A 23,293-nucleotide genomic window follows, 5' to 3' on the forward strand; every position below is an offset into this window, starting at 1 on the left:
AATGTACTTCGGCGTCTACCACTTCACCGGCGACAGCGCTGCTCTCCGCCGTTCCTATGACTCGCTCATCGACCACTTCGCCGACGAAGTCATCCTCAACCTGTGCGTCACGACCACCGACGGCATCAGCGTGTACGACACCTGCCCGTCGCGCGAGGAGTTCGAGGCGTTCGCCCGCAGCCCACTGTTCCGGGCGGCGCTTGACCGCGCCGGGCTCCCGGAGCCGACGGTCGAATTGATCGGCGCGGTGCACGCGGCCGCCGCAAAGGTTTAATCAGAACGCGCTGAAGGCCCGCCAGATGGCACGCCCGTAGAGCTCACCGAGCTCTGCGGGCGTCCACTTGTCCGGCTCGTGCACAAGGCTCAAGGCCGCCGCTTCGCACGACGAAAAGAACAGCATCAGAATCGTCGGCATCTTGCGCGCGATGTCCTCGACCCCGAGTTCGGTGAGCGCCGGACGAATGTGCCTGCCGAGCGCGTCCTCCACTACTGCACGCGCGGCGCGGTACACCTCCGCGATCGCCGGATCCGGGTCGCTGGCCAGGAGACGCCAGGTGTCCGGGTAGGCAACGGATACCTCGAGCCAGGCTTGCAGACCGTTGATGAAGGACGTCTCGATGTCATGGCCGATGCCGGCGTTGATCGCGGCGATGGTGGCAGAGACCAGCGACTCCGATTCCCGGTCCAGTAACGCTTCGAGCAACTCCACTCGATCGGCGAAGCAGGAGTAGACCACCGGCCGCGTCACGCCCAACCGTTCGGCGACGGAACCGATTGTCACGGAAGGGATTCCGCTCTCCGCAGCGATCGTGCGGGCGGCATCGAGAATCAATGGGCGGCGACGCTCGGGACCAAGGTGCGCGGCGCGGGTGCGAGTGGGGCCCGACCGATCGGCGGGGCTGGGTGTCGCAGGCATCAACCTGGATCGTAGCGGGCGCGCCTACTGACCCGTAACTTACGGTCGCGTATACCTTTGCTTCAAGTTTGCAGAATTTTGCCTTCGATCGGAGCACTCAGCATGACGCGAGACCTAACGCAGCTGGAGCTCCTCCGGGAACTACAACCCGTTGCCGAAGAGAACCTCAACCGCCACCTGGCGATTGCCAAGGAATGGCACCCGCACGACTACGTCCCGTGGGATCAGGGCCGGAACTTCGCCGCGATGGGTGGTCAGGACTGGGAACCCGAGCAGTCGAAGCTGAGTGAGGTCGCGAAGGCGGCGATGATCACCAATCTGCTCACCGAGGACAACCTGCCCTCGTACCACCGCGAGATCGCCGAGAACTTCTCGATGGACGGCGCCTGGGGTACGTGGGTCGGCCGCTGGACTGCCGAGGAGAACCGTCACGGCATCGCCATGCGGGACTATCTTGTCGTCACCCGCGGGGTCGATCCCGTTGCCCTCGAACAGGCCCGGATCGAGCACGTGACCGTGGGCTTCGGGCCGTCCGAAGACGAACGCCAGAAGGGCTTCGACGGCTTTCTTTCCTCGGTGGCGTATGTGACGTTCCAGGAACTCGCGACGCGGGTGAGCCACCGCAATACCGGCAAGGCCTGCAACGACCCCATCGCGGACCGCATGCTCCAGCGCATCGCCGCCGATGAGAACCTGCACATGATCTTCTACCGCAACGTGTGCGGTGCCGCCCTCGACCTCGCACCCGACCAGACGCTCGAAGCGCTTGCCGACGTCGTGGAGAACTTCCGCATGCCCGGCACCGGCATGCCGAACTTCCGCCGCAACGGGGTCCTTATGGCGAAGGCCGGCATCTACGACCTGCGTCAGCACCTCGAAGAGGTCCTGTGGCCCAATCTGCGCAAGTGGGAGATCTTCGAGCGCACCGACTTCACCCCGCGTGGTGAGAACCGGCGCGAGCAACTCGCCGCATTCCTCGAGGTTCTCGAGCAGTCCGCGGGCAAGTTCGAAGAACAGCGGGATCGCATGCTCGCGCGCGAGGCACTCAAGCGGGAGCGGACCGCGTCGTAGGCTCGTAGTCGTAGGCTCCTAGTCGTGAGCACTCCGGAGCGCGAACTCACGCGCGATCACTTCGACCTCGTCACGCGCGTCACCACGCGTTGGTCGGACAACGACATGTTCGGCCACCTCAACAACGCGGTGTACTACGAGCTGTTCGACACTGCGATCAACGCGTGGATCATCGAAGAGACCGGGCTCGACATGGTGACGATGCCCGAGCTCGGCGTCGTCGCGGAGTCGGGGTGCAAGTACTTCACCGAGGTCGAATTCCCTGGTGCATTGGATGTTGGCGTTCGGGTCGCCCGACTCGGGAACAGCAGCATCACTTACCAATTGGGCCTTTTCGCAGCCGGCCGCGACGAAATTGCCGCGCTCGGGCACTGGGTACACGTCTACATCTCGCGGGAGACCCGGCGTCCGGTTCCGATCCCGTCGGGGATTCGCGAGGTCATGGAGCAGTAGGAGCACGCGCATGAAGATCCAGGGTGCAGTCCTCGAAGAGATCGGTCGCGCACGGCCGTTCGCACAAACTCGACCGCTGACGATCAGCGAGCTCGAACTCGATCCGCCCGGTCCCGGCGAAATTCTCGTGCGGATGGAAGCTGCCGGTGTCTGCCACTCCGACCTCTCGGTCGTCGACGGCAATCGCCCGCGGCCGGTACCGATGTTGCTCGGGCATGAAGCGTGTGGCCGCGTCGAGGCCCTCGGGCCGGGCGTCGATCGGCTTCGCGTCGGGGAGCGAGTCGTGATGAGCTTCCTCCCCCGCTGTGAGGAGTGCGCGGCCTGCGCGACCGACGGGCTGATGCCGTGTGGTCCGGGGTCGGCGGCGAACGGTGCCGGAGCGATGCTGTCCGGCGGGCGGCGACTGCACCGCGATGGGTCGGAGGTGCACCATCATCTCGGCGTCTCGGCGTTCGCCACGCACGCCGTGGTGGATCAGCATTCGGCGGTCGCGGTGGGCGATGACGTTCCGCCGACGGTCGCCGCGGTTCTGGGTTGTGCGGTGCTGACCGGCGGTGGGGCGTTGCTGAACGCGGGCCACCCCGCGCCTGGCGAGACGGTCATCGTCGTCGGGCTCGGCGGCGTCGGCATGGCTGCGGTGCTCACCGGTCTGGCGTTGGGCAACCCGGTGATCGCCGTTGATCCGGTTCCGGAGAAGCTCGAGCAGGCTCGTTCCTTGGGAGCCTTCGGCATGACACCCGCCGAGCTGGCCTCCAGTGGAGTTCGCGGCGCGGTTGTCATCGAGGCGGCGGGGAGTGCGAGGGCATTCGAAACCGCCTTCGCCGCCACAGCTCCGGGTGGCAAGACGATCACCGTCGGGCTCCCCCACCCGGATGCCCGAGCGTCGATCTCGCCGCTGACGATGGTCGCCGAAGCACGCACGATCATCGGCAGTTACCTGGGTTCGTCGGTGCCGAGCCGCGAGATTCCTCGTTTTGCTCAGTGGTGGCGGGAAGGCCGGCTTCCGGTTGAGCAGCTCGTGTCGTCGACCATCGGATTGGCGGACATCAACCGGGCGATGGACGAGCTTGCGGATGGTCATGCGGTGCGTCAGGTGATCGTTTTCGACTGATCCTGATATCTAGGTGGCGCTGACCACCACCTAGATATCAGGATCGACAGTGACCGACCTCCCAACCTCCCATAGCCTGACCCCATGCCACGTTTGCGAATTCCCGGTTTCGGCTCCTGGGGCGAAGACCCGCTCTGGGCAACGTTCTACGACTGGTCCGTCGAAAACCCGCGGTTTGGGCGAGCGATCTGGAAGTTCGGCGTCGGCACCAGCCTCGACAAGCTGTATGCCGCCGCCGCCGAAATCGGCAGCCTGCCTGCGGGATCGAAGGTGCTCGACGTCCCGTGCGGTGGTGGTGTCGCCACCCGCGGGCTGAAGCCGGGCCAGAACATCACATACATCGCCGCGGACATCTCCCAACAGATGTTGGACAAAACGATGGCAGCCGCGAGAGAACGCGGAGTGGCCGACCAAGTCCACCCACAGGTGTCCGACGTCCACAACCTCCACTTCGCCGATGGCGAGTTCGACCTCGTCGTCAGCTTCACCGGACTGCACTGCTTCCCCGACCCACACCAGGCGATCCGCGAAATCGGGCGCGTACTGAAACCAGGCGGCCACCTGACCGGAAGCACGCTCCTCCTCGACGCCTCGTGGCGCTCGAAGCCGATGACCGTGGTCGGAAAACGCGCGAATCTGCTCGGCCCCGGGCTGACGACAACGCAACTCGAGAGCTGGCTGGCCGAAGCCGGCCTGACCAGCATCAAGGTCGACATTTCCGGCGCGATCGGATACTTCCGGGCCGTTCGCCGATAGAGCGAAACGCCCGAAATCTTTGGGGCACTTGAGATTGGCTCAGTTATCACGGTGTTGCACGGACATCAGACGGCAACACAGGTACTGTGCTCAATGTCACCGAACTCATCGGAGGTGCCCGATGGCAGCAACCGAATTCAACGACCTGCACGTAGCGATCAAGAGCCTCAAGGCTGCGCTACACGACCTTTCTGTGCGCTATGGACCGGCCACCGGACTGTTGCGCATACAAAACGACATCGAGCGGTTGACGATCGACGTCAACGACCTCGATACCACTCCTCTGCACTCCGTCACGGTGGGTTCGCAGCCCACTGAGGCGATCTACGTGCCTGAGCTACGGTCCGACGAAGCCGCCTGGATGGGCGCGCAAGACGAGGGCCTGGGCTTCCACTCACGCAAGCGCACCCAGTGAGCGCACCGGTCCGGGCGCAGAGCGGGGTTTTCTCTTCCACTCGAGCGAAAATCAGCGTCCGGACCTTGCGCACCGATCGGTGGTGGGTTCCCCCGCTATTGACGGTCGTGGGTCTTCTCGCGTTCATCGCCTATGCCACGACCCGCGCCTTCTGGGACGCTGCATTCTTCGTCCCGGAGTACCACTACCTCACGCCCTTCTACTCACCATGTGTGACGCAGGGCTGTGGGGACGCCGCGGACTTCGGCATGCTGCCGTTCGAGCTACCGCCCTTCATCCCGAAGGGCTTCCTCGTTCTGCCGTTCCTGCTGGGTTTCCGACTGACGTGCTACTACTACCGCAAGGCCTACTACCGGGCCTTCTGGGCGTCACCGCCGGCGTGTGCGGTCGCCGAACCGCATGCGAAGTACTCCGGTGAGACGCGGTTTCCGCTCATCATCCAGAACTCCCACCGGTACTTCTTCTACTTCGCCACGATCGTCTCGCTGATCAACACCTACGACGCGATCAACGCATTCCATGGCAAGGACGGCGGGTTCGGCATCGGACTCGGATCGCTCGTCCTCCTGGGCAACGTCATCATGCTGTGGGCGTACACATTGTCGTGTCACTCCTGCCGTCACATCACCGGCGGACGCCTCAAGCATTTCTCGAAACACCCTGTGCGCTACCGCATCTGGACCTTCGTTTCGAAACTCAACACCCGGCACATGCTGCTGGCGTGGATCACTCTCGGCACCCTCACGCTGACCGACTTCTACGTCATGCTCGTCGCCAGCAACACCATCTCTGACCTGCGTATCTTTAACTAATTTCAAGGAGGCTCGCCCCCGATGGCGGAAGTCGAGCGGCACAAGTACGACGTGGTGGTCATCGGGGCAGGCGGAGCTGGGCTGCGCGCGGTCATCGAGGCCCGCCAGCGCGGGCACTCGGTCGCGGTGGTCTGCAAATCCCTCTTCGGCAAGGCGCACACCGTCATGGCTGAGGGCGGCTGCGCCGCCGCGATGGGCAACGCGAACAGCAAGGACAGCTGGGAGGTGCACTTCCGCGACACCATGCGCGGCGGGAAGTTCCTCAACAACTGGCGCATGGCCGAGCTGCACGCGAAGGAAGCCCCGGACCGCGTGTGGGAACTCGAAACCTACGGTGCCCTGTTCGACCGGACCGCGGACGGCCGAATCAGCCAGCGCAACTTCGGTGGCCACACTTACCCGCGCCTCGCGCACGTCGGTGACCGCACCGGCCTCGAGCTGATCCGCACAATGCAGCAGAAGATCGTCTCGCTGCAGCAGGAAGACTTCGCCGCGACTGGCGACTACGAATCCCGCATCAAGGTGTTCGCCGAAGTCACCATCACTGAGCTGCTCAAAGACGGCGACGCGATTTCTGGAGCGTTCGGCTACTACCGCGAATCCGGCGGGTTCGTCGCCTTCGAGGCACCGGCGATCGTGCTCGCCACCGGCGGCATCGGCAAGTCGTACAAGGTCACGTCGAACTCGTGGGAGTACACGGGTGACGGCCACGCTCTCGCCCTGCGCGCCGGCGCGACGCTCATCAACATGGAGTTCCTGCAGTTCCACCCGACGGGCATGGTCTGGCCGCCGAGTGTGAAGGGCATTCTCGTCACCGAAGGTGTTCGCGGTGACGGTGGAGTCCTCAAGAACTCCGAGGACAAGCGCTTCATGTTCGAATACATCCCGCCGGTCTTCAAAGGGCAGTACGCGGAGACCATCGAAGAAGCCGACCAGTGGCTCAAGGACAACGACTCGGCTCGCCGCACGCCGGACCTCCTCCCCCGCGACGAGGTCGCCCGCGCGATCAACTCCGAGGTCAAGGCTGGTCGCGGCACCAAGCACGGCGGCGTCTACCTCGACATCGCCTCCCGTCTGCCCGCGGACGAGATCCGTCGTCGCCTGCCCTCGATGCACCACCAGTTCCTCGAACTCGCCGATGTCGACATCACCAAAGAACCCATGGAAGTGGGACCGACGTGCCACTACGTCATGGGCGGCATCGAGGTGGACCCGGACACCGCTGCAGCCACCGTTCCCGGTCTCTTCGCAGCCGGGGAATGCTCTGGCGGCATGCACGGCTCGAACCGCCTGGGCGGTAACTCGCTGTCTGACCTGCTCGTCTTCGGACGTCGCGCGGGTCTTGGCGCCTCCGAGTACGTCGAAGGCCTGAAGAAACAGCCGCAGGTCACCGAGGCTGACATCGACCAGGCGGCGGCGAGCGCACTGACACCGTTCCATGCTCCCGCCGATGGCAAGCCGGAGAACCCGTACACGCTGCACTCGGATCTGCAGCAGTCGATGAACGATCTCGTCGGAATCATCCGCAAGCACGACGAAGTCGAGGAGGCGATCGATCACCTCGACCAACTCCGCAGCCGGATGGTCCGCGTCGTCGCCGAGGGCGGCCGTGAATTCAACCCCGGTTGGCATCTCGCCCTCGACCTCAAGAACATGCTGATCGTCAGCGAATGCGTCGCGAAAGCGGCGCTGCTCCGGACCGAGAGTCGTGGCGGCCACACCCGCGACGACTTCCCGAAGATGGACCCACAGTGGCGCAACAAGCTGCTCGTGTGCTCGGTCGACCGGAAGGGCAACGTCAAGGTCGAGGCAGAGGATCAAAAGCCGATGCGGCCGGAACTTCTCGACCTGTTCGAGATCACCGAACTCGAGAAGTACTACAACCCGTCTGAAATTGCCGGCCACAAACAGCGGGAGGCATAGATGTCGTACGACGCGAAGTTCCGAGTGTGGCGCGGAGACCAGTCCGGTGGCGAGTTGCGCGACTACACCGTCGAGGTCAACGAGGGTGAGGTCGTTCTCGACATCATCCATCGCCTGCAGGCGACCCAGAGTCCGGACCTGGCGGTGCGCTGGAACTGCAAGGCCGGAAAGTGCGGTTCGTGCTCGGCCGAGGTCAATGGACGCCCCCGACTGCTGTGCATGACCCGCATGTCGACGTTCACTGAGGACGAGGTCATCACGGTGACCCCGATGCGGACGTTCCCCGTCATGCGCGATCTCGTCACCGACGTGTCGTTCAACTACCAGAAGGCGCGCGAAGTTCAGTCCTTCACTCCCCCAGCGGATCTCAAGCCGGGCGAGTACCGGATGCAGCAGGTCGACGTCGAGCGGTCGCAGGAATTCCGCAAGTGCATCGAATGCTTCCTCTGTCAGAACACGTGCCACGTCGTCCGCGACCACGAGGACAACAAGGAAGCGTTTTCGGGTCCTCGATTCCTCATGCGAATCGCGGAACTCGAGATGCATCCCCTCGACGTCGCCGACCGCCGGGTCACCGCGCAGGACGACCACGGACTCGGCCTCTGCAACATCACCAAGTGCTGCACCGAGGTGTGTCCGGAGCACATCAAGATCACCGACAACGCGCTCATTCCGATGAAGGAACGCGTCGCCGACCGCAAGTACGACCCGATCGTGTGGCTGGGCAGCAAGATCTTCCGGCGGAATCCCTAGTTCGTATCCTGAAGATGTGAGCGCTGAGCACAGCACCAGTGCGCGGTACGTCGAGTTCGCGCCGCCGCAACCGCTGCGCGCCTACGTGCAGTGTCTGTGGGCGCGCCGCAGCGCTGCGGTGCCACGCACTCATCTCGTCTTTCCCGACGGCTGTGCAGACATCATCGCGACGGACAGTTCGGTGCACATTGCCGGACCGATGACGGTCGCCGAATCGGTCGATCTCGGCCCCCGCGCACTGGTTGCCGGCATTCGATTCCGTCCGGGCGCCGCGTCGGCTGCGCTCGGTGTGAGTGCAATGACCCTACTGAATTCGAATCCACCGATCGGCGGTCTCTGGGGACGCGAAGGTGACCGAATGACGTCGAGACTCACGTCCGTGGAATCCGCGCGCGAACGTCTGATCCTTCTGGCCGACGCGATGATCGCGCGACTGCCAGAGATCGACGAACCCGACGACATCGCGATCACCGCGGGTCAGCAGCTCACCCGACAGCCCGAGATCCCGATTGCCGAGATGGCCTCGCAGCTCGGCCTGAGCGAACGGCAACTGCGCCGACGGATTTCGGAATCTGTAGGCTACTCACCCCGAACGTTGGCCCGCATCATGCGTTTTCAGCGATTCCTCGCGGCCCGTGAGAGCAGCCCGGACTCCGCCATCGCCGATCTCGCGGCGTCGGCCGGCTACGCGGATCAACCACACCTCACGCGTGAGTGCCGCGAGCTCAGTGGCCTGACGCCGGCCCAATTACTCAATCGCGACTGATGTCCGATTCGTTCAAGACCATCAGCGCCCGGTCTTGAATGATCGAGTCATGAGCACTCCACGATTTGACCTGGTCGGCATCGTCGTCAACGACATGGCCGCCGCACTCGCCTTCTACCGCGCTCTCGGAATGGACATCCCCACGGAAGCCGACACCGAACCGCACGTCGAAGTGACGCTTCCGGGCGGCCTCCGAATTGCCTGGGACGCCGTCAGCACGATCCAATCCTTCGATCCCGACTTCCAGCCGAGCCAAGGCAACACCATGGGCCTCGCCTTCGCGCTGGACTCACCCGGTGACGTCGACGACACGTACAAGCGCCTCGTGACCGCCGGATACACGGGCCACAAAGACCCATGGGACGCCTTCTGGGGTCAGCGGTACGCGATTGTGCACGATCCCGATGGTCACGGCGTCGATCTCTTCGCCCCGCTCGGTTAGCCCCGCGGGTTGTCGATGAACTGGATGATGAGCTTGGCAACCTCTTCGGGGTGCGATCGCTGAACCCAGTGACCGGCATCGATCTGTCGGTGGACGAGGTTCGGGACCCGTCGTGCGGCTTCGTCGATGAGGCCTTTGTGCACGAAGGGGTCCTTCGTCGTCTCAATGACCTGCACCGGAAGGTTGGTTCGGCCTTCGCCCGGATTCAGCAACTTCGGAATGAAGTTCGCGCGGTACATACCGACGCCGTACGCACCGTCCTTCTGCAGTTCCGCAGGTGTCGGCAGATCCTCTGGTCGGAGTCCCTCGATCTTCCCGACGACGGCCGGGAAGATCTTGTCGAGGCCGTTCCGCCACAGGAACGGCGCGACGAGCGGCAATTGGAACATCATGATGTACCAGGACTTCGCGAGTTGCCCGGCCAAGGAGCCAAGGCTTTCGGCATCCGGCTTCACCAGTCCGCGGAGCCAGTGTGCAGCGTGATCGAGGGCCGGCGCACCGAAGTACGTGTACGTCGAAATATGTTCTGCGACATGCGGATCGAGCACCGCTTCCCACGACTGAATCGAGCCCCAGTCGTGCGCCACGAGATGGACCTTGCGGCCCCGCGGCACGACCTGATCGAGGACCGACGCCAGATCGGCAACCAGCAGATCGAGTCCGTACCCACCGAACTTCTCGCCCGGTTGCGATCCACCGGTGCCGCGCACGTCATATGTGACGACGTGGAATCGACTGGTCAGGCGTTCGATGACCGGAAGCCACACGTCGGAGTTGTCCGGGTATCCGTGGACGAGCAGGATCGTCGAGTTGTTGCGGTCTCCCCACTCACGAGCGCGGAGTGCAATGCCATTCGCGCCGGTGACGGGACGCTCGACCGCACTAGACATCAGTGCCCCCGACCTGCTTGGGGTCGATGAGGATCTTGGCGTGGCGTTCGGGGCTTCCAAGCGCGGTAAACGCGGCGTCGACGCCGCCGAGGCCGACCGTCCCCGTGATGAGGGGCCGCACGTCGACCTTGCCGTCCGCGAGCATGTGGAGCGTGTCGCGGAACTCGATCGGCAAGTAGCCGAGCACGAACCGGATGTCGATCTCCTTGTTGATCGCCAGCGACGGCCGGAACTTGTCGAAGTCCATGCACACACCGACGACGATCACCCGTGAGCGCAATGGCGCCGCCGCGATGATGTTGTCGATCATCCCGGGGACGCCGACGCACTCGAAAATCACGGCCGACTTGGCGTCGACCTGGCCGGCAAGTTCGGCTGCGCGGAACATCGGCTCCCACGGCAACGGCGAACGTCGCATGAGGGACATCGCACTGATGCCGAGGTCGAACAATGCCTCACCGGAGACGAGGTGTCCCCGATCTTCGAGGTCATCATACGGCGAGGTCTCGCCGGGATGCACCACGACGTGGGCACCCATCTTCTCGGCGAGCGCGCGGCGCGCCGGCGAGAAGTCGCTGGCGACGATATGCCGCACACCCTTCGCCTTCAGCATGCCGATGACGGCCAATCCAATGGGCCCACAACCGATGACGATGGCGGTGTCGCCCTTGCCGACTCCCGATCGGCGAACCGCGTGCCAACCGACCGCCATGGGTTCAGTGAGGGCCGCTTCCTCGGTCGACAGACCGTTGGGAACGGTGAAGCACATGGACTCCTCCGCGACCACCTGCTCGGCGTAGGCGCCCGGCGCAAGTTCGGAGAATCCGGTCGGATGTGCGAGTCCCTCGTTCCGGCGAATCGGCATCGCGACGACGCGCGTTCCGGGCTTCCATCGCTTTCGCGTGCCCTTGCCGTACTCGGCGATCTCGCCGATGAATTCGTGCCCCATGACGACCTTGTGGTCGGCCCGCATCATCGACAGGACGCCGACCAGAGCAGCGTCATCGGCGAGCTGATCGGCGTGGTGACGTGCGTGCAGGTCGGAGCCGCAGATGCCGCAACGGAGAACCTCGAGGACGACCTGACCGCGACCGGGCTTTGGCGCCGGCAGGTCGGCGAGCTCGAAAACACCGTTCTGGACAGTCAGTGCCTTCATCCGTCGTCTCCTTTTCGATGCTTCGCCAGTTCAGTCCGTGCAAGAGCATTCTTGTGCACTTCGTCCGGCCCGTCCGCGAATCGCAATGTCCGAATCCCGGCAAAAGCGTTGGCGAGCGGGAAATCCTGCGACAAACCGCCCGCGCCGTGCACTTGGATGGCTTTGTCGAGAATCCACTGCACGGTGGACGGCGTCGCGATCTTGATCGCTTGGATCTCGGAGTGCGCGCCCTTGTTCCCGACCGTGTCCATGAGCCAGGCGGTCTTGAGCACGAGCAAACGCAGCTGCTCGATCCGGATGCGCGATTCCGCGATCCAGTCGCGAATGACTCCCTGTTCGGAGATCGGCTTCCCGAACGCAACGCGACTTTCGGCGCGGGCGCACATGAGCTCGATTGCACGTTCGGCAACACCGATCGACCGCATGCAGTGATGAATGCGTCCCGGCCCGAGTCGAGCCTGCGCGATCGCGAAACCGGAGCCCTCGTCGGAGATGAGATTCGAGACGGGAACGCGGACGTCGGTGAAGGTCAGCTCCGCGTGCCCGCCGTGCTCGTGATCGTCGTACCCGAACACCTCCATGCCCCGGCGAATCTCGAGGCCCGGAGTATCACGCGGGACGAGAATCATCGACTGCTGACGGTGCCGCGCCGCGGAGGGGTCGGTCTTACCCATGACGATGAAGATCGTGCAGTTCGGGTTCATCGCCCCGGTGATCCACCACTTGCGCCCGTTGAGAACGTAGTCGTCGCCGTCGCGCTCGATGCGCGTCGCGATATTCGTCGCATCCGACGAGGCCACGTCCGGCTCCGTCATCGCGAATGCCGAACGGATCTCGCCACTGAGAAGGGGATCAAGCCACCGCTCGCGCTGCTCCGGAGTGCCGAATTGAGCCAGCACCTCCATGTTCCCGGTGTCCGGGGCGGCGCAGTTCAACGCTGCGGGTGCGATGTGGATGCTGCGTCCCGTGATCTCCGCGAGCGGCGCGTACTGGAGATTCGTCAGTCCCGCGCCGTGCTCCCCCGGCAGGAAGATGTTCCAGAAACCCCGACGGCGCGCTTCTTCGCGCAACTCCCCGAGGACCGGCACGGAGTCCCAGGCCCAGCGATCGTCGAGGTCGGCGAGCTGGGCGTGGAAGGTCGCTTCCGCGGGATGGACGTGCTGATCCATGAAATCGAGGAGACCTGCGCGCAGTTCCTCGGTGCGGCTGTCGAAGGCGAACTCCATCAGCGGTACTCCTTCATCGAATTGAGCCCGGCCTCGAGCAGAACGTTGACGGCATCGCCGAGGTGGTCGAAGCCGGAACCGACCGTCTGCCCTTGGATGAATCGGAAATGGATGCCCTCGACGATCACCGCGAGCTTGTAGCTGGCAAGCCCTAGGTACCAGCCGATGCGCGCCAGATCTCTGGAACTGCGCGCCGAATACCGTTCGACGACTTCAGATTCCGTGAGGTAGCCCGGTGCGCTGGAAACATTCGTCACCGCGCTCTCGGCCGCCGAGACGCCGAGACGGTCGTAGATGAGCATGAGCGCGAGGTCGGTGACCGGATCACCCAGAGTTGCCATCTCCCAGTCGATGACAGCGGCGGGACGGTCGTTCGCGTCGACGAGAACGTTGTCGAGTCGGTAATCACCGTGCACGATGCCGCCCGCACCCTGGACCGGGATATCGGCCGCGAGCTCCGCGAACAGCTTGTCCGCCGCCGGCAACGGCCGGCTGTACGAAGAGTGCAGTTGCTTGTTCCAACGGTTCAGCTGACGCGTGAGGAACCCGTCGGCGCGACCGAAGTCAGCGAGCCCGACCGCTGCGGGATCGATTTCGTGCAGATCAGCGAGAACATCGACGAGGCGCTCGGAGATCATGCGCGTCCGCGTCTGGCCGAGTGCCTCGAGCTCGATCGCCGACCGGTATGGCACGCCCTCGACCTTCGACATCACGTAGAACGGCGCACCGATGACCGAGTCGTCGGTGCACATCGCGTACATCCGCGGCACGGGCACGGCACTGTCCTGCAGAGCAGACATCACCCGGAATTCGCGCCCCATGTCATGCGCGGTCGCGAGAACATGCCCGAGCGGCGGGCGCCGAAGAATCCAGTGGCTCGTCCCGTCGGTGACCGTGTAGGTCAGGTTCGACTTGCCGCCGGCAATGAGCTCAGCGCCCTCCACCGGACCGGCACCCGGAATCGCGGTCGGCAGCCACGCATCGAGACGGTCGAGGTCGAGACCAGGCGGACTCGGTCGGGGCATCACTCGTCTCCTTGCTGCAATGCGGGCAGCCATGCACGCAGCGCCGCCCGTGTTTGCGCCGCCGATTCGTGCAGGATCGTTTGAAGCCCAACCGCTTGGGCCCCAATGAGATTGGGTTCGGCGTCGTCCACGAAGACAATGCGCTCCGCCGGTACCGCAAGCTGCTCGGCGGCCATGAGATAGATCTCCGGTTGAGGCTTTCGAAGCCGGACCTCGCTCGAGATGATGATCGAGTCGAACAGCGGGTCGATCAGATCGCGCGGGTACGCGTTGCCCCAGCTGTTGGACAGCAGCCCGACTCGGAGACCGAGCTCGCGCAGCTCCCGGACGAGCGCGAACATCGCGTCGTCGGAACGCATTCCGGCGAACATCCGGGCCAGCACGCCGTCTGGGTCGACCGGGGCGCCGGAGTGTGTGATCAGTTCCGCGGCCAGCAGGCGGTCGAACTCAGGGATCGACACCTCCCCCATCTCGAGTCGATGGATGGGGGTCCCGTACGGCACGTCGCGAGACATCCAGGCCTTGAGAGTCACCGAGAACGACAGCGGATCGATTCCCTCAGCCGCGAGCCAGACGCCGATCGCCTCGCGCACGGGATTGGTGAGAACTCCGCCGTAGTCGAAGACCACAGCCTGAATATCGTGCTGCGCCATGTCTGAAGCCTCGCTGCCGTCAGATCGGGTTGTTGATCACTCTCGGTGAGCCTGTCAGACCGATCCGCGCAAGGGAAGACCGCGACCGAAGGAGACACGGCGCCGTTGCCGCGTCTCCACTCGCGTCGCCCTGTACCCCCGACCGGGCAGTCGAATTCTTGCAAGGCGGGCGATGGTTCCAAAGGCTGTCGGCTCCCTAAAAACCTCCCTATCTGTACGCGACCAGCGAAAACCGATTGAAAGACGTTGCGAAACAAGCTGTTAGCATCCACGGGCGGTGCAAGGGCGGACCGGCGGAAGGGCAGATCAAGTGGTGCAGGTGGCAGAGGCGTCGGTGATCATCTACCGACCCGTCACGCACCTGTGGACACATCTCACGTCGCCGTCGAACGTCCCGATGTTCTTACCAGGAACGTTCTCGGTCACCACCGATGAACCGTCCGGAATCGTCCGGCACGGGTCGACGGTGCGGGGACACACGGCGTTTATGGGTGTGCTCGCCGAGTGGACCTCCGAGATCATCGACTTCGACGAGCCGAAAACGGTCGCGACGAAGACCTCCTTCACGACGCACAGCGGCTATCGGTTCAGTGCGGCATTCGCCGGCTGTCTCGAACCGGTCGCCGAAGGCACCCTCTTGTCGATCAACGTTCGGACCGATTCGGGGTTCAACGGCATGTTCGGCGACGTCGCCGATGAGATCGTCACGATCGCTTACAGCCGGTTACTCCAGGCGAGTCTCATGAACCTCGCGGATGTGCTGGACACCGGAAAGCGTCGCAACCTCACCTCGCGCCACCGAGAGGTCCTGCGAATGATCCAGCAGGGGCTCACGGACCGCGAGATCGCCGAGAAGCTGTACATCAGCCCGAAGACGGTCGGCCATCACGTGAGCGCGATCCTCGCCGCGTTCCGGGTCACGCAGCGACAAGACCTGCGGAGATCGATCGACCTTCCGGACCAATGAGAAGAGGGAGCACTTCATGGTGAAGTGCTCCCTCCTCATTACCCCCGGGTTAGTGGTGAGCTCCGGCCGGTGAGTCGACCTTGTTGGGCAGGAACACCGACAGCACGACGACGATGACGCCGAATGCCGCTCCCACCACGAAGGCCCACTGCAGACCGCCGACGAACGCAGCCGCCTTGCTCGCACCTGCCGCGGCCAAATCGGTCGAGCGGTTCTCGAGGACGACCACGAGAATCGCCGTTCCGATCGCACCCGCGACCTGCTGCAACGTGCCCAGGATCGAGCTGCCGTGCGAGTACAGCGCCGGCGGCAGAACACCCAGACCGAGGGTGAAGACCGGCGTGAAGATCGCGGACAGGCTGACCATCAGGACGACGTGCAGCGCCAGGATCAGCGCGTAGGGCGTGTCCGTTTGGATCTGGCTGAACAGCGCGAGAACCACGACCATGACGATCGCGCCCGGGATCACGAGCATCCGTGAACCCTTGCGGTCATAGAGGCGACCGACGCGCGGACCAAGCAGACCCATCGCGAGACCACCCGGCATGACCAGCAGACCGGTCTGCATCGCCGACAAGCCGCGCAGATCCTGCAGGTACAGCGGAAGCAGAATCATCGAGCCGATGAACGACATGAATGCGGCCGACATCAGCAGCAGCGAGACCGTGAAGGTCCGGTGCTTGAGTGTCCGCAGGTCGAGCAGCGGGCTGTCCGACTTCTGCAGTCGCAGCTGGTAGGCGATGAAAGCAGCGACCAGCACCGCACCGACACCGATGATGACGGTCAGCTCCACGCCGCTGCGGGCGCCGATCTCGCTGAGACCGTAGACCAACGTCGCGAATCCGAGTCCGGCCAGCGCCACGCTGACCCAGGAGACGGCACTGTGGTTCGACTCGCCGATGTTCTCCAGGCGGCGCAGACCGAGAAGGGTGATCACCGCTGCCACTGGCAACACGAACGCGAAGATCAATCGCCACGAACCGAGGTGCAGGATGAGCCCGGAGATTGCGGGACCCATCGCGGGGGCAACCGACATCGCGAGCATGACATCACCCATGACGCGACCGCGGTCTGCCTCGGGCACGACCTGCATCAGCGTCGTCATCAAGAGCGGCATCATCACTGCGGTGCCTGCGGCCTGAATTCCACGGCCGACCAGCAGCACCTCGAACGACGGAGCCAGTCCGGCGACCAGCGTGCCCAACCCGAAGGTGACCATCGCCAGCGTGTAGGCCTGTCGGGTCGTGACGCGCTGCAGGAACCAGCCGGTCACTGGGATGACCGCGGCCATTGTCAGCATGAAGACCGAAGACAGCCACTGCGCCGAACGCGCACTGACGTTGAAGTCGACCATCAGCCGCGGAATCGCGTTGATCATGATGGTCTCGTTGAGGATCACCACGAACGTCGCGGCGACCAGCAACTTGATGATCGTCGGCGTTTTGCCGGAGACAGTCTCGGACTCGACAGCGTCCACCGGTTCTACGGGATCTACGACGTCTGTCACGGCACTCATGGGGTCCCCTTCGATAGTTGGCGCGGAAGGCCTTCTGACCACCCACTCATCAGTACGACGAACGAGAAGGCCGAAATACGACAAGCTTCGAAAGAAAGTTTCGAGGTTCTCTGCGAGCCGACTGAGATCACAACCGCGTAGTCAGAATGCGTATTCCCGCAACACGCGCGCAACCGATTTTTTTCGGGCGGAAGTTCGCTCAGGCGTCGGGGTCGACAGCGATCCCCATGTCGCGGGCGGCCTGCTCGACGACGAGCCACACCTGGCGCGTCAGCTTCTCGACGAGTTCGTCGTCGGTGAGCTGGTCGGGGTTGTCGAGCCACCACAGCACGCTGGCGTCGACGAGTCCGACGACGGCGGCCACCGTCTGTGCCGGGAAGACCGCGTCGTGGCCGAGTCGGTGCAGGTAGGCGGCCGCCGCGCGGGAATAACCCTGCACCGCAGGTGCATCCCGGCGGAGCGCGCGGAAGCGGTAGAGATTGGGGTGTTCGCCGGCCCAGCCCACCACTTCGCGACTGGCCGAACGAATGATTCCGATGGGAGATCCCGAGTCACTGAGCGTCGGTCGCACGCGGCGACCGAGAACGCGCGCGGCGTGCTGGGCCACGGCCTGATCGAGTTCGGCCTTGCTCTCGAAGTGGCGGTAGATATGCGGCCTCGGCAAACCTGCGAGGTCGGCGGTCACGCCGATTGCGACATCGGGTCCGAACTCCTCGATCGCCTTCGTTGCGGCGTCGATGATCTTCTGCTGGCGGTCGCTGCCTGCGGAGAGCGCAGCGGAGGAATCAGCGCGCTTCTCCACGTTAGTCACGACACGCAAAGGTACACCCTGTTCCATCCAGAGCCTTGGTGGTACATGATGTCCAAGACAACTTTGGTACACCGTGTACCGCTAGATGGCTTCAAAGGAGAACCCATGCCCTCCTCCCCTCGGTGGATGGACGCAGACCTCGAACTGTTCCGCGACCTCGCGCGCGAATTCTGTGAGCGCGAGATCAAGCCGAACGTCGATAAGTTCATTCAGAACCACCAAGTCGACCGCGACCTGTGGAACAAGGCCGGCGAGCTCGGCCTGCTGTGCGCCTCGATCCCGGAGGAGTACGGCGGCATCGGTGGCACGTTCGCGCACGAAGCCGTGCTGATCGAAGAGCAGGCGCGCGCCGGCGACTCGAGCTGGGGCGCTTCGCTGCACAGCGGCATCGTGGCGCACTACATCCTCGCGTACGGCACCGAAGAGCAGAAGCAGCACTGGCTGCCCAAGATGGCCAGCGGCGAGGTCGTCGGCGCCATCGCCATGACCGAGCCCGGCACCGGCTCGGACCTGCAAGGCATCAAGACCAGGGCGATCAAGGAAGGCGACGAGTACGTCGTCAACGGCGCCAAGACCTTCATCACCAACGGTGCGCAATGTGACCTGGTGATCGTCGCCGCCAAGACCAACCCCGAGGGTGGCGCGGCGGGCGTCTCGCTCGTGCTGGTCGAGACCGAGCGCGAGGGCTTCCGCCGCGGCCGCGTCCTCGACAAGGTCGGCATGAAGGGTCAGGACACGTCAGAACTGTTCTTCGACGACGTCCGTATTCCGGTGACGAACCTGCTCGGCACCCAGGAAGGACTCGGCTTCTTCCACCTCATGGCGCAGCTTCCGCAGGAGCGCCTCATCGTCGCGGTCAGCACGCAGGCGGCGCAGGAATTCGCCCTGGAGCTCACCAAGCAGTACACCCACGACCGCGAGGCCTTCGGACGCGAGATCTTCAAGTTCCAGAACACCAAGTTCAAGCTTGCCGAGATCGCCACAGACTGCCGCGTCGGACGTTCGTTCATCGACGAGTGCATCGAGCTGCACATCGAAGGCAAGCTCGATGTCCCGACGGCCGCGATGGCGAAGCTGTGGGCCAGCGAGACCGCGATGAAGAACATCGACAAGTGTGTGCAGCTCTTCGGTGGCTACGGCTACATGCTCGAGTACCCGATCGCACGTGCCTGGACCGACATCCGGGTCTCGCAGATCTATGCCGGCACGAGCGAGATCATGAAGGAGATCATCTCGCGCACCATGTGAGCCGACACGGCGTAGATCACATTCGAGAGCGTCAATCCCTTCGTCGCAGATAGGCTGACCTGCAACGAAGGGATTGTCATGCTCGGATTGCTGTTTGCCGCTGCCGCTGGAGCCACCGGATACGTTTTCGGTACCAAGGCCGGACGCGAACGCTACGACCAGATCGTCGCCAAGACGAACGAGCTCGTGGGCGACGAGAACATGGCGAAGATGCGGAGCGCGGGCCAGACCGTGGGCGACAAGACCCGCGAGATCTTCTCCGAGGAGAATCGCGAGAAGGTTCGCTTCGCGACCCAGTCGGCAGCCGACAAAGCCCGCCAGTTCGTCGACGACGCCAAGGCGAAGAAGCGCGCGCAGGCATAGTTCACGCGAGGCGCTGCCGGGCATCGACACTGATGCTCGCTAGGCTCGCCAACCATGCGCAACTCGTCCAAGATCCTGATCGCTGCGGCGACCCTTTCGACCGCGGCCGCACTGGCCGCCTGTGGCTCGAGCGGTTCGGCCAACTCGGCAACCGCGACGACGGTTGACACCCGCCCGCCGTGCAAGGCCGACGACGTCAAGGTGACCGGAAAGCTCGGCTCCCGTCCGGAGATCACGATCCCGGACACCTGCGCACCGCCGACGCAGCTGCTGATCAAGGACATCACTGAGGGTAAGGGCGCGGCGGTCAAGGACGGCGACAACGTGACGGTCCAGTACGACCTCGTCACGTGGTCCGACAAGGTCGAACTCGACGCGTCGTGGAACCGCAATGAGCCGTTCACCGTCGAGAACGTCGGACAGGCCTCGGTCATCGATGGCTGGAACCAGGGACTCGTCGGCATCAAGCCCGGTGGGCGCCGACTGCTCATCGTGCCGCCGGCCTTGGGTTATGGCGAAGGCGGCAACGGCATGAAGGCCAACGAGACGCTGGTCTTCGTCATCGACGCGGTCAAGTAGCGCAGCTTACGATTAGGCCGAACCCCTAGGTTCGAAAGTAGGTGGGGTTTGGAGCCCATCGCAGTATTCGCAGATCGGTACCGGCTCGACGTGGTTCTCGGCGTCGGCGGCATGGGCTGCGTGTACCGCGCCTGGGACGACAAGCTCGACCGGATGGTCGCGGTCAAAGTACTGCGCAGCGAGCTGATCGCCGACGCGTCGCAGCCCAGCAAGTATCTGGATCGATTCCGGCGCGAAGCCAAGGTCATTGCGGGATTCGACCATCCCGGAATCGTGCAGGTCTACGACATGGGGGAAGGCCGGCTCAGCGGGCAGACGGTCTACTACCTGGTGATGCAACTCGTGTCCGGCATGACGCTGTCGGCGGCGCACCAGAAGTACGGTCCGCTCGCGACGCTTCAGTTGATCGAGATCATGGCGAAGGTGCTCGCCGCTTTACAGCACGCGCACGACCGCGGCGTGGTCCACCGCGACATCAAACCCTCCAACATCATGCTGACGGACACCGGTGGCGTGAAGGTGATGGACTTCGGGATCGCGCATCTCGCCGGTGGAAACGAACTGCTCACCGGGACCGGGGACGTCGTGGGCACGTTCGCCTATCTCGCCCCGGAACAAGCCCAGGACAGTCGTCGGGTCGACGCCCGGACCGACATCTACGCCGTCGGTTGCACGATTTATCACCTGCTCACCAACCGGCTTCCGTTCCCTGGGGAAACACCGTGGCAGATCATCGAAGGGCGGATGAAGAACCAGTTCCCACCGGTTTCGGAAGTGCGCCCCGCACTTGGGACGGTCTTCGACGAGATCATCGAACGGTCGCTCGCCTTCGATCCCGCCGACCGATACCCCTCCGCGACGGCGATGCGCGAAGAACTGCTCCGGCTGCGCGCGCACCTTCCCGCCGGCCACGACACCGCCGAATCCGGCTTCACGTGGAGCGGGTCCGACGAGCAGACCGCGCTGCGTACCCCATGGTCGGACCAGACCACCGGACCGGGTGGTCCCTCGTCTGAAGACACCGGCGCATCGACCGTCGCGTCGCCCTCGACTCCGGCGAAAAGCAAGGAGTCCGAATCCATTCCGGCACCGAGCCCGGAGCCCGCTGCGCAACCAGCTCAACCCGTCGTCAAGCGCCAGCCGAGTCGACGCCTGGTGCTTGCCGGCATCGGCGGCGCTGCGGTGGCGGTCGTCGGCGGCGCGGCGGTTTGGCGGCTCGGTTCGTCGTCCGAGGAGACCAAGAGCGTGCCGCGGCCGACCGCAGCCGGCGAGGTCTGGTGGACGAATCAAGTCAGCCCGATGATGCTCTCCTCGACTCCGCTTGTGGTCGACGATCGCGTGTTCATCGGCGGCGCGGACGCGAAAGTGTATGCACTCGAACTCAATTCCGGGACACCGACGTGGACGACCACGATCGGTGACCGAGTTCGCCCATCGCCGGTCGTCGCCGCCGATACCGTCGTCGCCACCAGTTGGGATGGCCGGGTCTACGGCCTGAGCGTCGATGCCGGCACGGTGCGATGGAAAACACCCACCGGCAATCAGGGCGATTCCTATCCCGTGTCGCCAGCCACCGCGGAGAACCTGGTCTTTCTCGCCACCACCGACTGGTTCGTTCTGGCCCTCGATCCAGCAACCGGCCAGGTGCGCTGGCAAACGCCGGTCAACGGAACCGCCAGCTCCGCTCCCGCGATCGCAAACGGCACGGTTTATGTCGGCACGGACGGACACGTCAGCGCTCTCGACGCCGCCACCGGCACGATCAAATGGAGCGTTTCCGCGGGCGACTCCTGGACCGCTCCCGCAATCGGGGACTCCATGGTCTACCTGGGGAGTGACGACGGTTCGATGTATGCGTTCGATGCTTCGTCGGGCGCCCAGGCCTGGAAGGCCCCGATGGGCGGAGAGGTCTACTCCTCCCCCGTCGTCGCGAACGGATTCGTATACGTCGGCGGCTACGACAACAACATCTACGCGCTCGATGCGAAGACCGGCGAAGTCCGCTGGAAGACCGCCACCGGCGGACACGTGACCGCGTCACCCACAGTGTCGAAAAACGTTGTCTATGCGGGAAGCTGGGACGGCTATCTGTACGCGCTCGACGACGGCACCGGAAAGGTCAGTTGGAAGGCACCGACCGGCGGACCCATCTGGTCATCGCCCGCGGTCGCTCAGGATGCGGTGTTCGTCGGGTCCTATGAGGGCAAGGTCTTTGCCTTCCAGACCTGATCATTTAGGAATGTATTCCTTTCGCCACACGGTGTCGCGCGTCGCGTAGCTGACGTTGCCGAGGAGTGGGCAGTACCGCTCGTACTTGGCGCGGTCGGCGAACACCGCGGCCGGGCTGTTGTTGTCGGCGACGTAGGTATCGATGGACGCCGCCGAATCGAGCAGGATCGACTCCGCCACGAGAACGCGCGGAATCTGCTTGCCCTCGATCCAGTCGGCCGCGAACCACCCGATGCCGTAGCCCATGAGCTGCCATCCGAAGGCAAGCGTCGATCGATACGGTCCGTCCTGCCGGATGAGCTCGAGAGCCTTCGCATCGCCGTCGATACCCGCGAAATACATGTCGGGGCGAAGCTTTCCGTCGGCCTCCATGGCTCGATAGGCGGGCGCGACGAACCCGTCTCCGCCGAGGATGATGTTGATTTCCGGATGTGCCGCCAACGCCACCATGAAGGCCTTCACGTTTTCCGAAGCAGTGTCCTTCCAGGTCAGGTCGCTCACCACCTCGACCGCGTCACCCGCGGTCTTCAGTCCGTCAAGCACGCCGAGGTGGCGAATCTTGAGCTGGGGAACCGTGTCGCTATTGGTGTAATGAACCCGGCCCAACCCGTTCAGATGCTGCAGGGCGTAGTCGGCAGCGCCCTTGCCTTGCCGAAACCCGATGTCGTACTGACTCGCCGCAATCTGCAGCGTGCTCGGGTGGGTGATGATGCCTTCCAAGCACACGCCCTGCCGCAGCGCGGCCTCGAGGACCGGGAGCTGCGCGTTGTAGTCCGAGGGTTGAAAGGCCAGCGCACCCAGCCCGCGCGCCAACGCTGTTTCGAGTTGCCGGACGTTCTTGACGAGGTTCGTCGTCGTGTACGCCTCGACGTATTGGACCTCGCGGGAGGCAACCGCTTTGTTCATGCCGATTCCGAATTGGCGGAAGAACTCGACCTCCTCCGTCGTGATCCAGGCCGCCCGACGTGGAAGGTGCGTCGGCGGACCAGCGGGAAGCGACGAATCGAAGGTGGCCAGGTCCGCGGTGGAAACCTCGGGAGCAGACGAGCTCGATGATCCGGACGAATCGTTGCCAGTGCTGCAACTCGGGCTGAGCACTGTCAGCGCCCCGAGCTGCAGGAGAGTCCGGCGATTCATGGACGTAACGACTCCGGGTGGCCTATCGAAAAGCTGCGGCTCTCAACAATTATCCGCGTGCTGGCGACCCGGGGC

Annotated in this window: 25 protein-coding genes; 16 read left to right on the forward strand and 9 right to left on the reverse strand. The window is 64.1% G+C overall.

Going from position 1 to position 23,293, the window contains the following annotated elements; genetic code table 11:
- Position 1 precedes the first annotated feature (1 nt).
- A complete protein-coding gene (locus tag F600_RS0106785; RefSeq protein ID WP_018159843.1) occupies positions 2 to 274 on the forward strand; it encodes a hypothetical protein in 273 nt (90 codons plus the stop codon).
- Here the strand turns inward: F600_RS0106785 and F600_RS0106790 are convergent, their stop codons facing one another.
- A complete protein-coding gene (locus F600_RS0106790) occupies positions 275 to 916 on the reverse strand; it encodes a TetR/AcrR family transcriptional regulator (protein WP_051090752.1) in 642 nt (213 codons plus the stop codon).
- 102 nt (positions 917 to 1,018) lie between these two features.
- On the opposite strand from F600_RS0106790, the gene F600_RS0106795 reads away from it, so the two are divergent.
- From F600_RS0106795 to F600_RS0106840, 10 genes are all read left to right on the forward strand, one after another.
- Positions 1,019 to 1,987: an acyl-ACP desaturase gene (locus F600_RS0106795; RefSeq protein WP_018159845.1), complete on the forward strand. Its 969-nt coding sequence runs from the start codon at positions 1,019 to 1,021 to the stop codon at positions 1,985 to 1,987.
- Between the two features lie 24 nt (positions 1,988 to 2,011).
- Entirely contained in the window at positions 2,012 to 2,440 is a 429-nt protein-coding gene (locus F600_RS0106800; RefSeq protein ID WP_018159846.1) for an acyl-CoA thioesterase, read from the forward strand.
- A 10-nt stretch (positions 2,441 to 2,450) separates the two neighbouring features.
- Positions 2,451 to 3,551, forward strand: a complete 1,101-nt coding sequence (locus F600_RS0106805) for an alcohol dehydrogenase catalytic domain-containing protein (protein ID WP_018159847.1) — start codon at positions 2,451 to 2,453, stop codon at positions 3,549 to 3,551.
- Between the two features lie 84 nt (positions 3,552 to 3,635).
- Positions 3,636 to 4,307: a class I SAM-dependent methyltransferase gene (locus tag F600_RS27240; RefSeq protein ID WP_018159848.1), complete on the forward strand. Its 672-nt coding sequence runs from the start codon at positions 3,636 to 3,638 to the stop codon at positions 4,305 to 4,307.
- 121 nt (positions 4,308 to 4,428) lie between these two features.
- Positions 4,429 to 4,722: a hypothetical protein gene (locus F600_RS0106815; RefSeq protein WP_018159849.1), complete on the forward strand. Its 294-nt coding sequence runs from the start codon at positions 4,429 to 4,431 to the stop codon at positions 4,720 to 4,722.
- On the forward strand, positions 4,719 to 5,534 hold the full coding sequence (locus tag F600_RS0106820; RefSeq protein ID WP_026306242.1) for a hypothetical protein: 816 nt from the start codon (positions 4,719 to 4,721) through the stop codon (positions 5,532 to 5,534). The genes F600_RS0106815 and F600_RS0106820 overlap by 4 nt, the downstream gene beginning before the upstream one ends.
- A gap of 21 nt (positions 5,535 to 5,555) precedes the next feature.
- Positions 5,556 to 7,457 (forward strand): fumarate reductase/succinate dehydrogenase flavoprotein subunit, encoded by a 1,902-nt coding sequence (locus F600_RS0106825; protein ID WP_018159851.1) that lies wholly within the window; start codon positions 5,556 to 5,558, stop codon positions 7,455 to 7,457.
- On the forward strand, positions 7,458 to 8,210 hold the full coding sequence (locus F600_RS0106830; RefSeq protein ID WP_018159852.1) for a succinate dehydrogenase/fumarate reductase iron-sulfur subunit: 753 nt from the start codon (positions 7,458 to 7,460) through the stop codon (positions 8,208 to 8,210).
- Positions 8,211 to 8,226: 16 nt separating this feature from the next.
- The gene (locus tag F600_RS27245) at positions 8,227 to 8,976 is read left to right on the forward strand and encodes a helix-turn-helix transcriptional regulator (RefSeq protein WP_018159853.1); all 750 of its coding nucleotides are present in this window, start codon (positions 8,227 to 8,229) and stop codon (positions 8,974 to 8,976) included.
- A gap of 49 nt (positions 8,977 to 9,025) precedes the next feature.
- Positions 9,026 to 9,418, forward strand: coding sequence for a VOC family protein (locus F600_RS0106840; protein WP_018159854.1), 393 nt, complete (start codon positions 9,026 to 9,028; stop codon positions 9,416 to 9,418).
- Here F600_RS0106840 and F600_RS0106845 read toward each other — a convergent pair.
- The 5 genes from F600_RS0106845 to F600_RS0106865 are packed head-to-tail and all read right to left on the reverse strand — an operon-like array spanning position 9,415 to position 14,368.
- Positions 9,415 to 10,308, reverse strand: coding sequence for an alpha/beta fold hydrolase (locus tag F600_RS0106845; protein ID WP_018159855.1), 894 nt, complete (start codon positions 10,306 to 10,308; stop codon positions 9,415 to 9,417). The genes F600_RS0106840 and F600_RS0106845 overlap by 4 nt on opposite strands.
- On the reverse strand, positions 10,301 to 11,464 hold the full coding sequence (locus F600_RS0106850) for a zinc-binding dehydrogenase (RefSeq protein WP_018159856.1): 1,164 nt from the start codon (positions 11,462 to 11,464) through the stop codon (positions 10,301 to 10,303). The genes F600_RS0106845 and F600_RS0106850 overlap by 8 nt, the downstream gene beginning before the upstream one ends.
- Positions 11,461 to 12,690, reverse strand: coding sequence for an acyl-CoA dehydrogenase family protein (locus F600_RS0106855; protein ID WP_018159857.1), 1,230 nt, complete (start codon positions 12,688 to 12,690; stop codon positions 11,461 to 11,463). The genes F600_RS0106850 and F600_RS0106855 overlap by 4 nt, the downstream gene beginning before the upstream one ends.
- On the reverse strand, positions 12,690 to 13,715 hold the full coding sequence (locus F600_RS0106860) for a phosphotransferase family protein (RefSeq protein ID WP_018159858.1): 1,026 nt from the start codon (positions 13,713 to 13,715) through the stop codon (positions 12,690 to 12,692). The genes F600_RS0106855 and F600_RS0106860 overlap by 1 nt, the downstream gene beginning before the upstream one ends.
- Complete coding sequence (locus F600_RS0106865) at positions 13,715 to 14,368, reverse strand: HAD family hydrolase (RefSeq protein WP_018159859.1); 654 nt, start codon at positions 14,366 to 14,368, stop codon at positions 13,715 to 13,717. The genes F600_RS0106860 and F600_RS0106865 overlap by 1 nt, the downstream gene beginning before the upstream one ends.
- Before the next feature lie 310 nt (positions 14,369 to 14,678).
- Here F600_RS0106865 and F600_RS32335 point away from each other — a divergent pair, with 310 nt between their 5' ends.
- Positions 14,679 to 15,335 (forward strand): LuxR C-terminal-related transcriptional regulator, encoded by a 657-nt coding sequence (locus tag F600_RS32335; protein ID WP_026306243.1) that lies wholly within the window; start codon positions 14,679 to 14,681, stop codon positions 15,333 to 15,335.
- Between the two features lie 49 nt (positions 15,336 to 15,384).
- Here F600_RS32335 and F600_RS0106875 read toward each other — a convergent pair whose 3' ends face one another.
- Positions 15,385 to 16,851 (reverse strand): MDR family MFS transporter, encoded by a 1,467-nt coding sequence (locus F600_RS0106875; RefSeq protein WP_018159861.1) that lies wholly within the window; start codon positions 16,849 to 16,851, stop codon positions 15,385 to 15,387.
- 199 nt (positions 16,852 to 17,050) lie between these two features.
- Positions 17,051 to 17,662, reverse strand: a complete 612-nt coding sequence (locus tag F600_RS0106880; protein ID WP_026306244.1) for a TetR/AcrR family transcriptional regulator — start codon at positions 17,660 to 17,662, stop codon at positions 17,051 to 17,053.
- Between the two features lie 105 nt (positions 17,663 to 17,767).
- Here F600_RS0106880 and F600_RS0106885 point away from each other — a divergent pair, with 105 nt between their 5' ends.
- From F600_RS0106885 to F600_RS30160, 4 genes are all read left to right on the forward strand, one after another.
- Positions 17,768 to 18,910 carry an acyl-CoA dehydrogenase family protein gene (locus F600_RS0106885; protein ID WP_026306245.1) on the forward strand — a complete coding sequence of 381 codons (1,143 nt, stop codon included), beginning with the start codon at positions 17,768 to 17,770 and terminating at the stop codon, positions 18,908 to 18,910.
- Positions 18,911 to 18,988: 78 nt separating this feature from the next.
- Positions 18,989 to 19,273, forward strand: coding sequence for a hypothetical protein (locus tag F600_RS27250; protein WP_018159864.1), 285 nt, complete (start codon positions 18,989 to 18,991; stop codon positions 19,271 to 19,273).
- Positions 19,274 to 19,327: 54 nt separating this feature from the next.
- Complete coding sequence (locus F600_RS0106895; RefSeq protein WP_018159865.1) at positions 19,328 to 19,852, forward strand: FKBP-type peptidyl-prolyl cis-trans isomerase; 525 nt, start codon at positions 19,328 to 19,330, stop codon at positions 19,850 to 19,852.
- A 48-nt stretch (positions 19,853 to 19,900) separates the two neighbouring features.
- Complete coding sequence (locus F600_RS30160) at positions 19,901 to 22,081, forward strand: outer membrane protein assembly factor BamB family protein (RefSeq protein WP_018159866.1); 2,181 nt, start codon at positions 19,901 to 19,903, stop codon at positions 22,079 to 22,081.
- Here F600_RS30160 and F600_RS30165 read toward each other — a convergent pair whose 3' ends face one another.
- A complete protein-coding gene (locus F600_RS30165) occupies positions 22,082 to 23,218 on the reverse strand; it encodes a sugar ABC transporter substrate-binding protein (RefSeq protein WP_018159867.1) in 1,137 nt (378 codons plus the stop codon).
- Positions 23,219 to 23,293 lie beyond the last annotated feature (75 nt).

Origin of the sequence: Smaragdicoccus niigatensis DSM 44881 = NBRC 103563 (assembly GCF_000380645.1) — a bacterium.
GTDB lineage: Bacteria > Actinomycetota > Actinomycetes > Mycobacteriales > Mycobacteriaceae > Smaragdicoccus > Smaragdicoccus niigatensis.

What these genes read in the sequence shown, in the direction of transcription:
- F600_RS0106785 (WP_018159843.1), top strand. Translation starts at nt 2, where the DNA reads ATGTACTTCGGCGTCTACCACTTCACCGGCGACAGCGCTGCTCTCCGC.
- F600_RS0106790 (WP_051090752.1), bottom strand. Translation starts at nt 916, where the DNA reads ATGCCTGCGACACCCAGCCCCGCCGATCGGTCGGGCCCCACTCGCACC.
- F600_RS0106795 (WP_018159845.1), top strand. Translation starts at nt 1,019, where the DNA reads ATGACGCGAGACCTAACGCAGCTGGAGCTCCTCCGGGAACTACAACCC.
- F600_RS0106805 (WP_018159847.1), top strand. Translation starts at nt 2,451, where the DNA reads ATGAAGATCCAGGGTGCAGTCCTCGAAGAGATCGGTCGCGCACGGCCG.
- F600_RS27240 (WP_018159848.1), top strand. Translation starts at nt 3,636, where the DNA reads ATGCCACGTTTGCGAATTCCCGGTTTCGGCTCCTGGGGCGAAGACCCG.
- F600_RS0106815 (WP_018159849.1), top strand. Translation starts at nt 4,429, where the DNA reads ATGGCAGCAACCGAATTCAACGACCTGCACGTAGCGATCAAGAGCCTC.
- F600_RS0106825 (WP_018159851.1), top strand. Translation starts at nt 5,556, where the DNA reads ATGGCGGAAGTCGAGCGGCACAAGTACGACGTGGTGGTCATCGGGGCA.
- F600_RS0106830 (WP_018159852.1), top strand. Translation starts at nt 7,458, where the DNA reads ATGTCGTACGACGCGAAGTTCCGAGTGTGGCGCGGAGACCAGTCCGGT.
- F600_RS0106840 (WP_018159854.1), top strand. Translation starts at nt 9,026, where the DNA reads ATGAGCACTCCACGATTTGACCTGGTCGGCATCGTCGTCAACGACATG.
- F600_RS0106845 (WP_018159855.1), bottom strand. Translation starts at nt 10,308, where the DNA reads ATGTCTAGTGCGGTCGAGCGTCCCGTCACCGGCGCGAATGGCATTGCA.
- F600_RS0106850 (WP_018159856.1), bottom strand. Translation starts at nt 11,464, where the DNA reads ATGAAGGCACTGACTGTCCAGAACGGTGTTTTCGAGCTCGCCGACCTG.
- F600_RS0106855 (WP_018159857.1), bottom strand. Translation starts at nt 12,690, where the DNA reads ATGGAGTTCGCCTTCGACAGCCGCACCGAGGAACTGCGCGCAGGTCTC.
- F600_RS0106860 (WP_018159858.1), bottom strand. Translation starts at nt 13,715, where the DNA reads ATGCCCCGACCGAGTCCGCCTGGTCTCGACCTCGACCGTCTCGATGCG.
- F600_RS0106865 (WP_018159859.1), bottom strand. Translation starts at nt 14,368, where the DNA reads ATGGCGCAGCACGATATTCAGGCTGTGGTCTTCGACTACGGCGGAGTT.
- F600_RS0106875 (WP_018159861.1), bottom strand. Translation starts at nt 16,851, where the DNA reads ATGAGTGCCGTGACAGACGTCGTAGATCCCGTAGAACCGGTGGACGCT.
- F600_RS0106885 (WP_026306245.1), top strand. Translation starts at nt 17,768, where the DNA reads ATGCCCTCCTCCCCTCGGTGGATGGACGCAGACCTCGAACTGTTCCGC.
- F600_RS27250 (WP_018159864.1), top strand. Translation starts at nt 18,989, where the DNA reads ATGCTCGGATTGCTGTTTGCCGCTGCCGCTGGAGCCACCGGATACGTT.
- F600_RS0106895 (WP_018159865.1), top strand. Translation starts at nt 19,328, where the DNA reads ATGCGCAACTCGTCCAAGATCCTGATCGCTGCGGCGACCCTTTCGACC.
- F600_RS30165 (WP_018159867.1), bottom strand. Translation starts at nt 23,218, where the DNA reads ATGAATCGCCGGACTCTCCTGCAGCTCGGGGCGCTGACAGTGCTCAGC.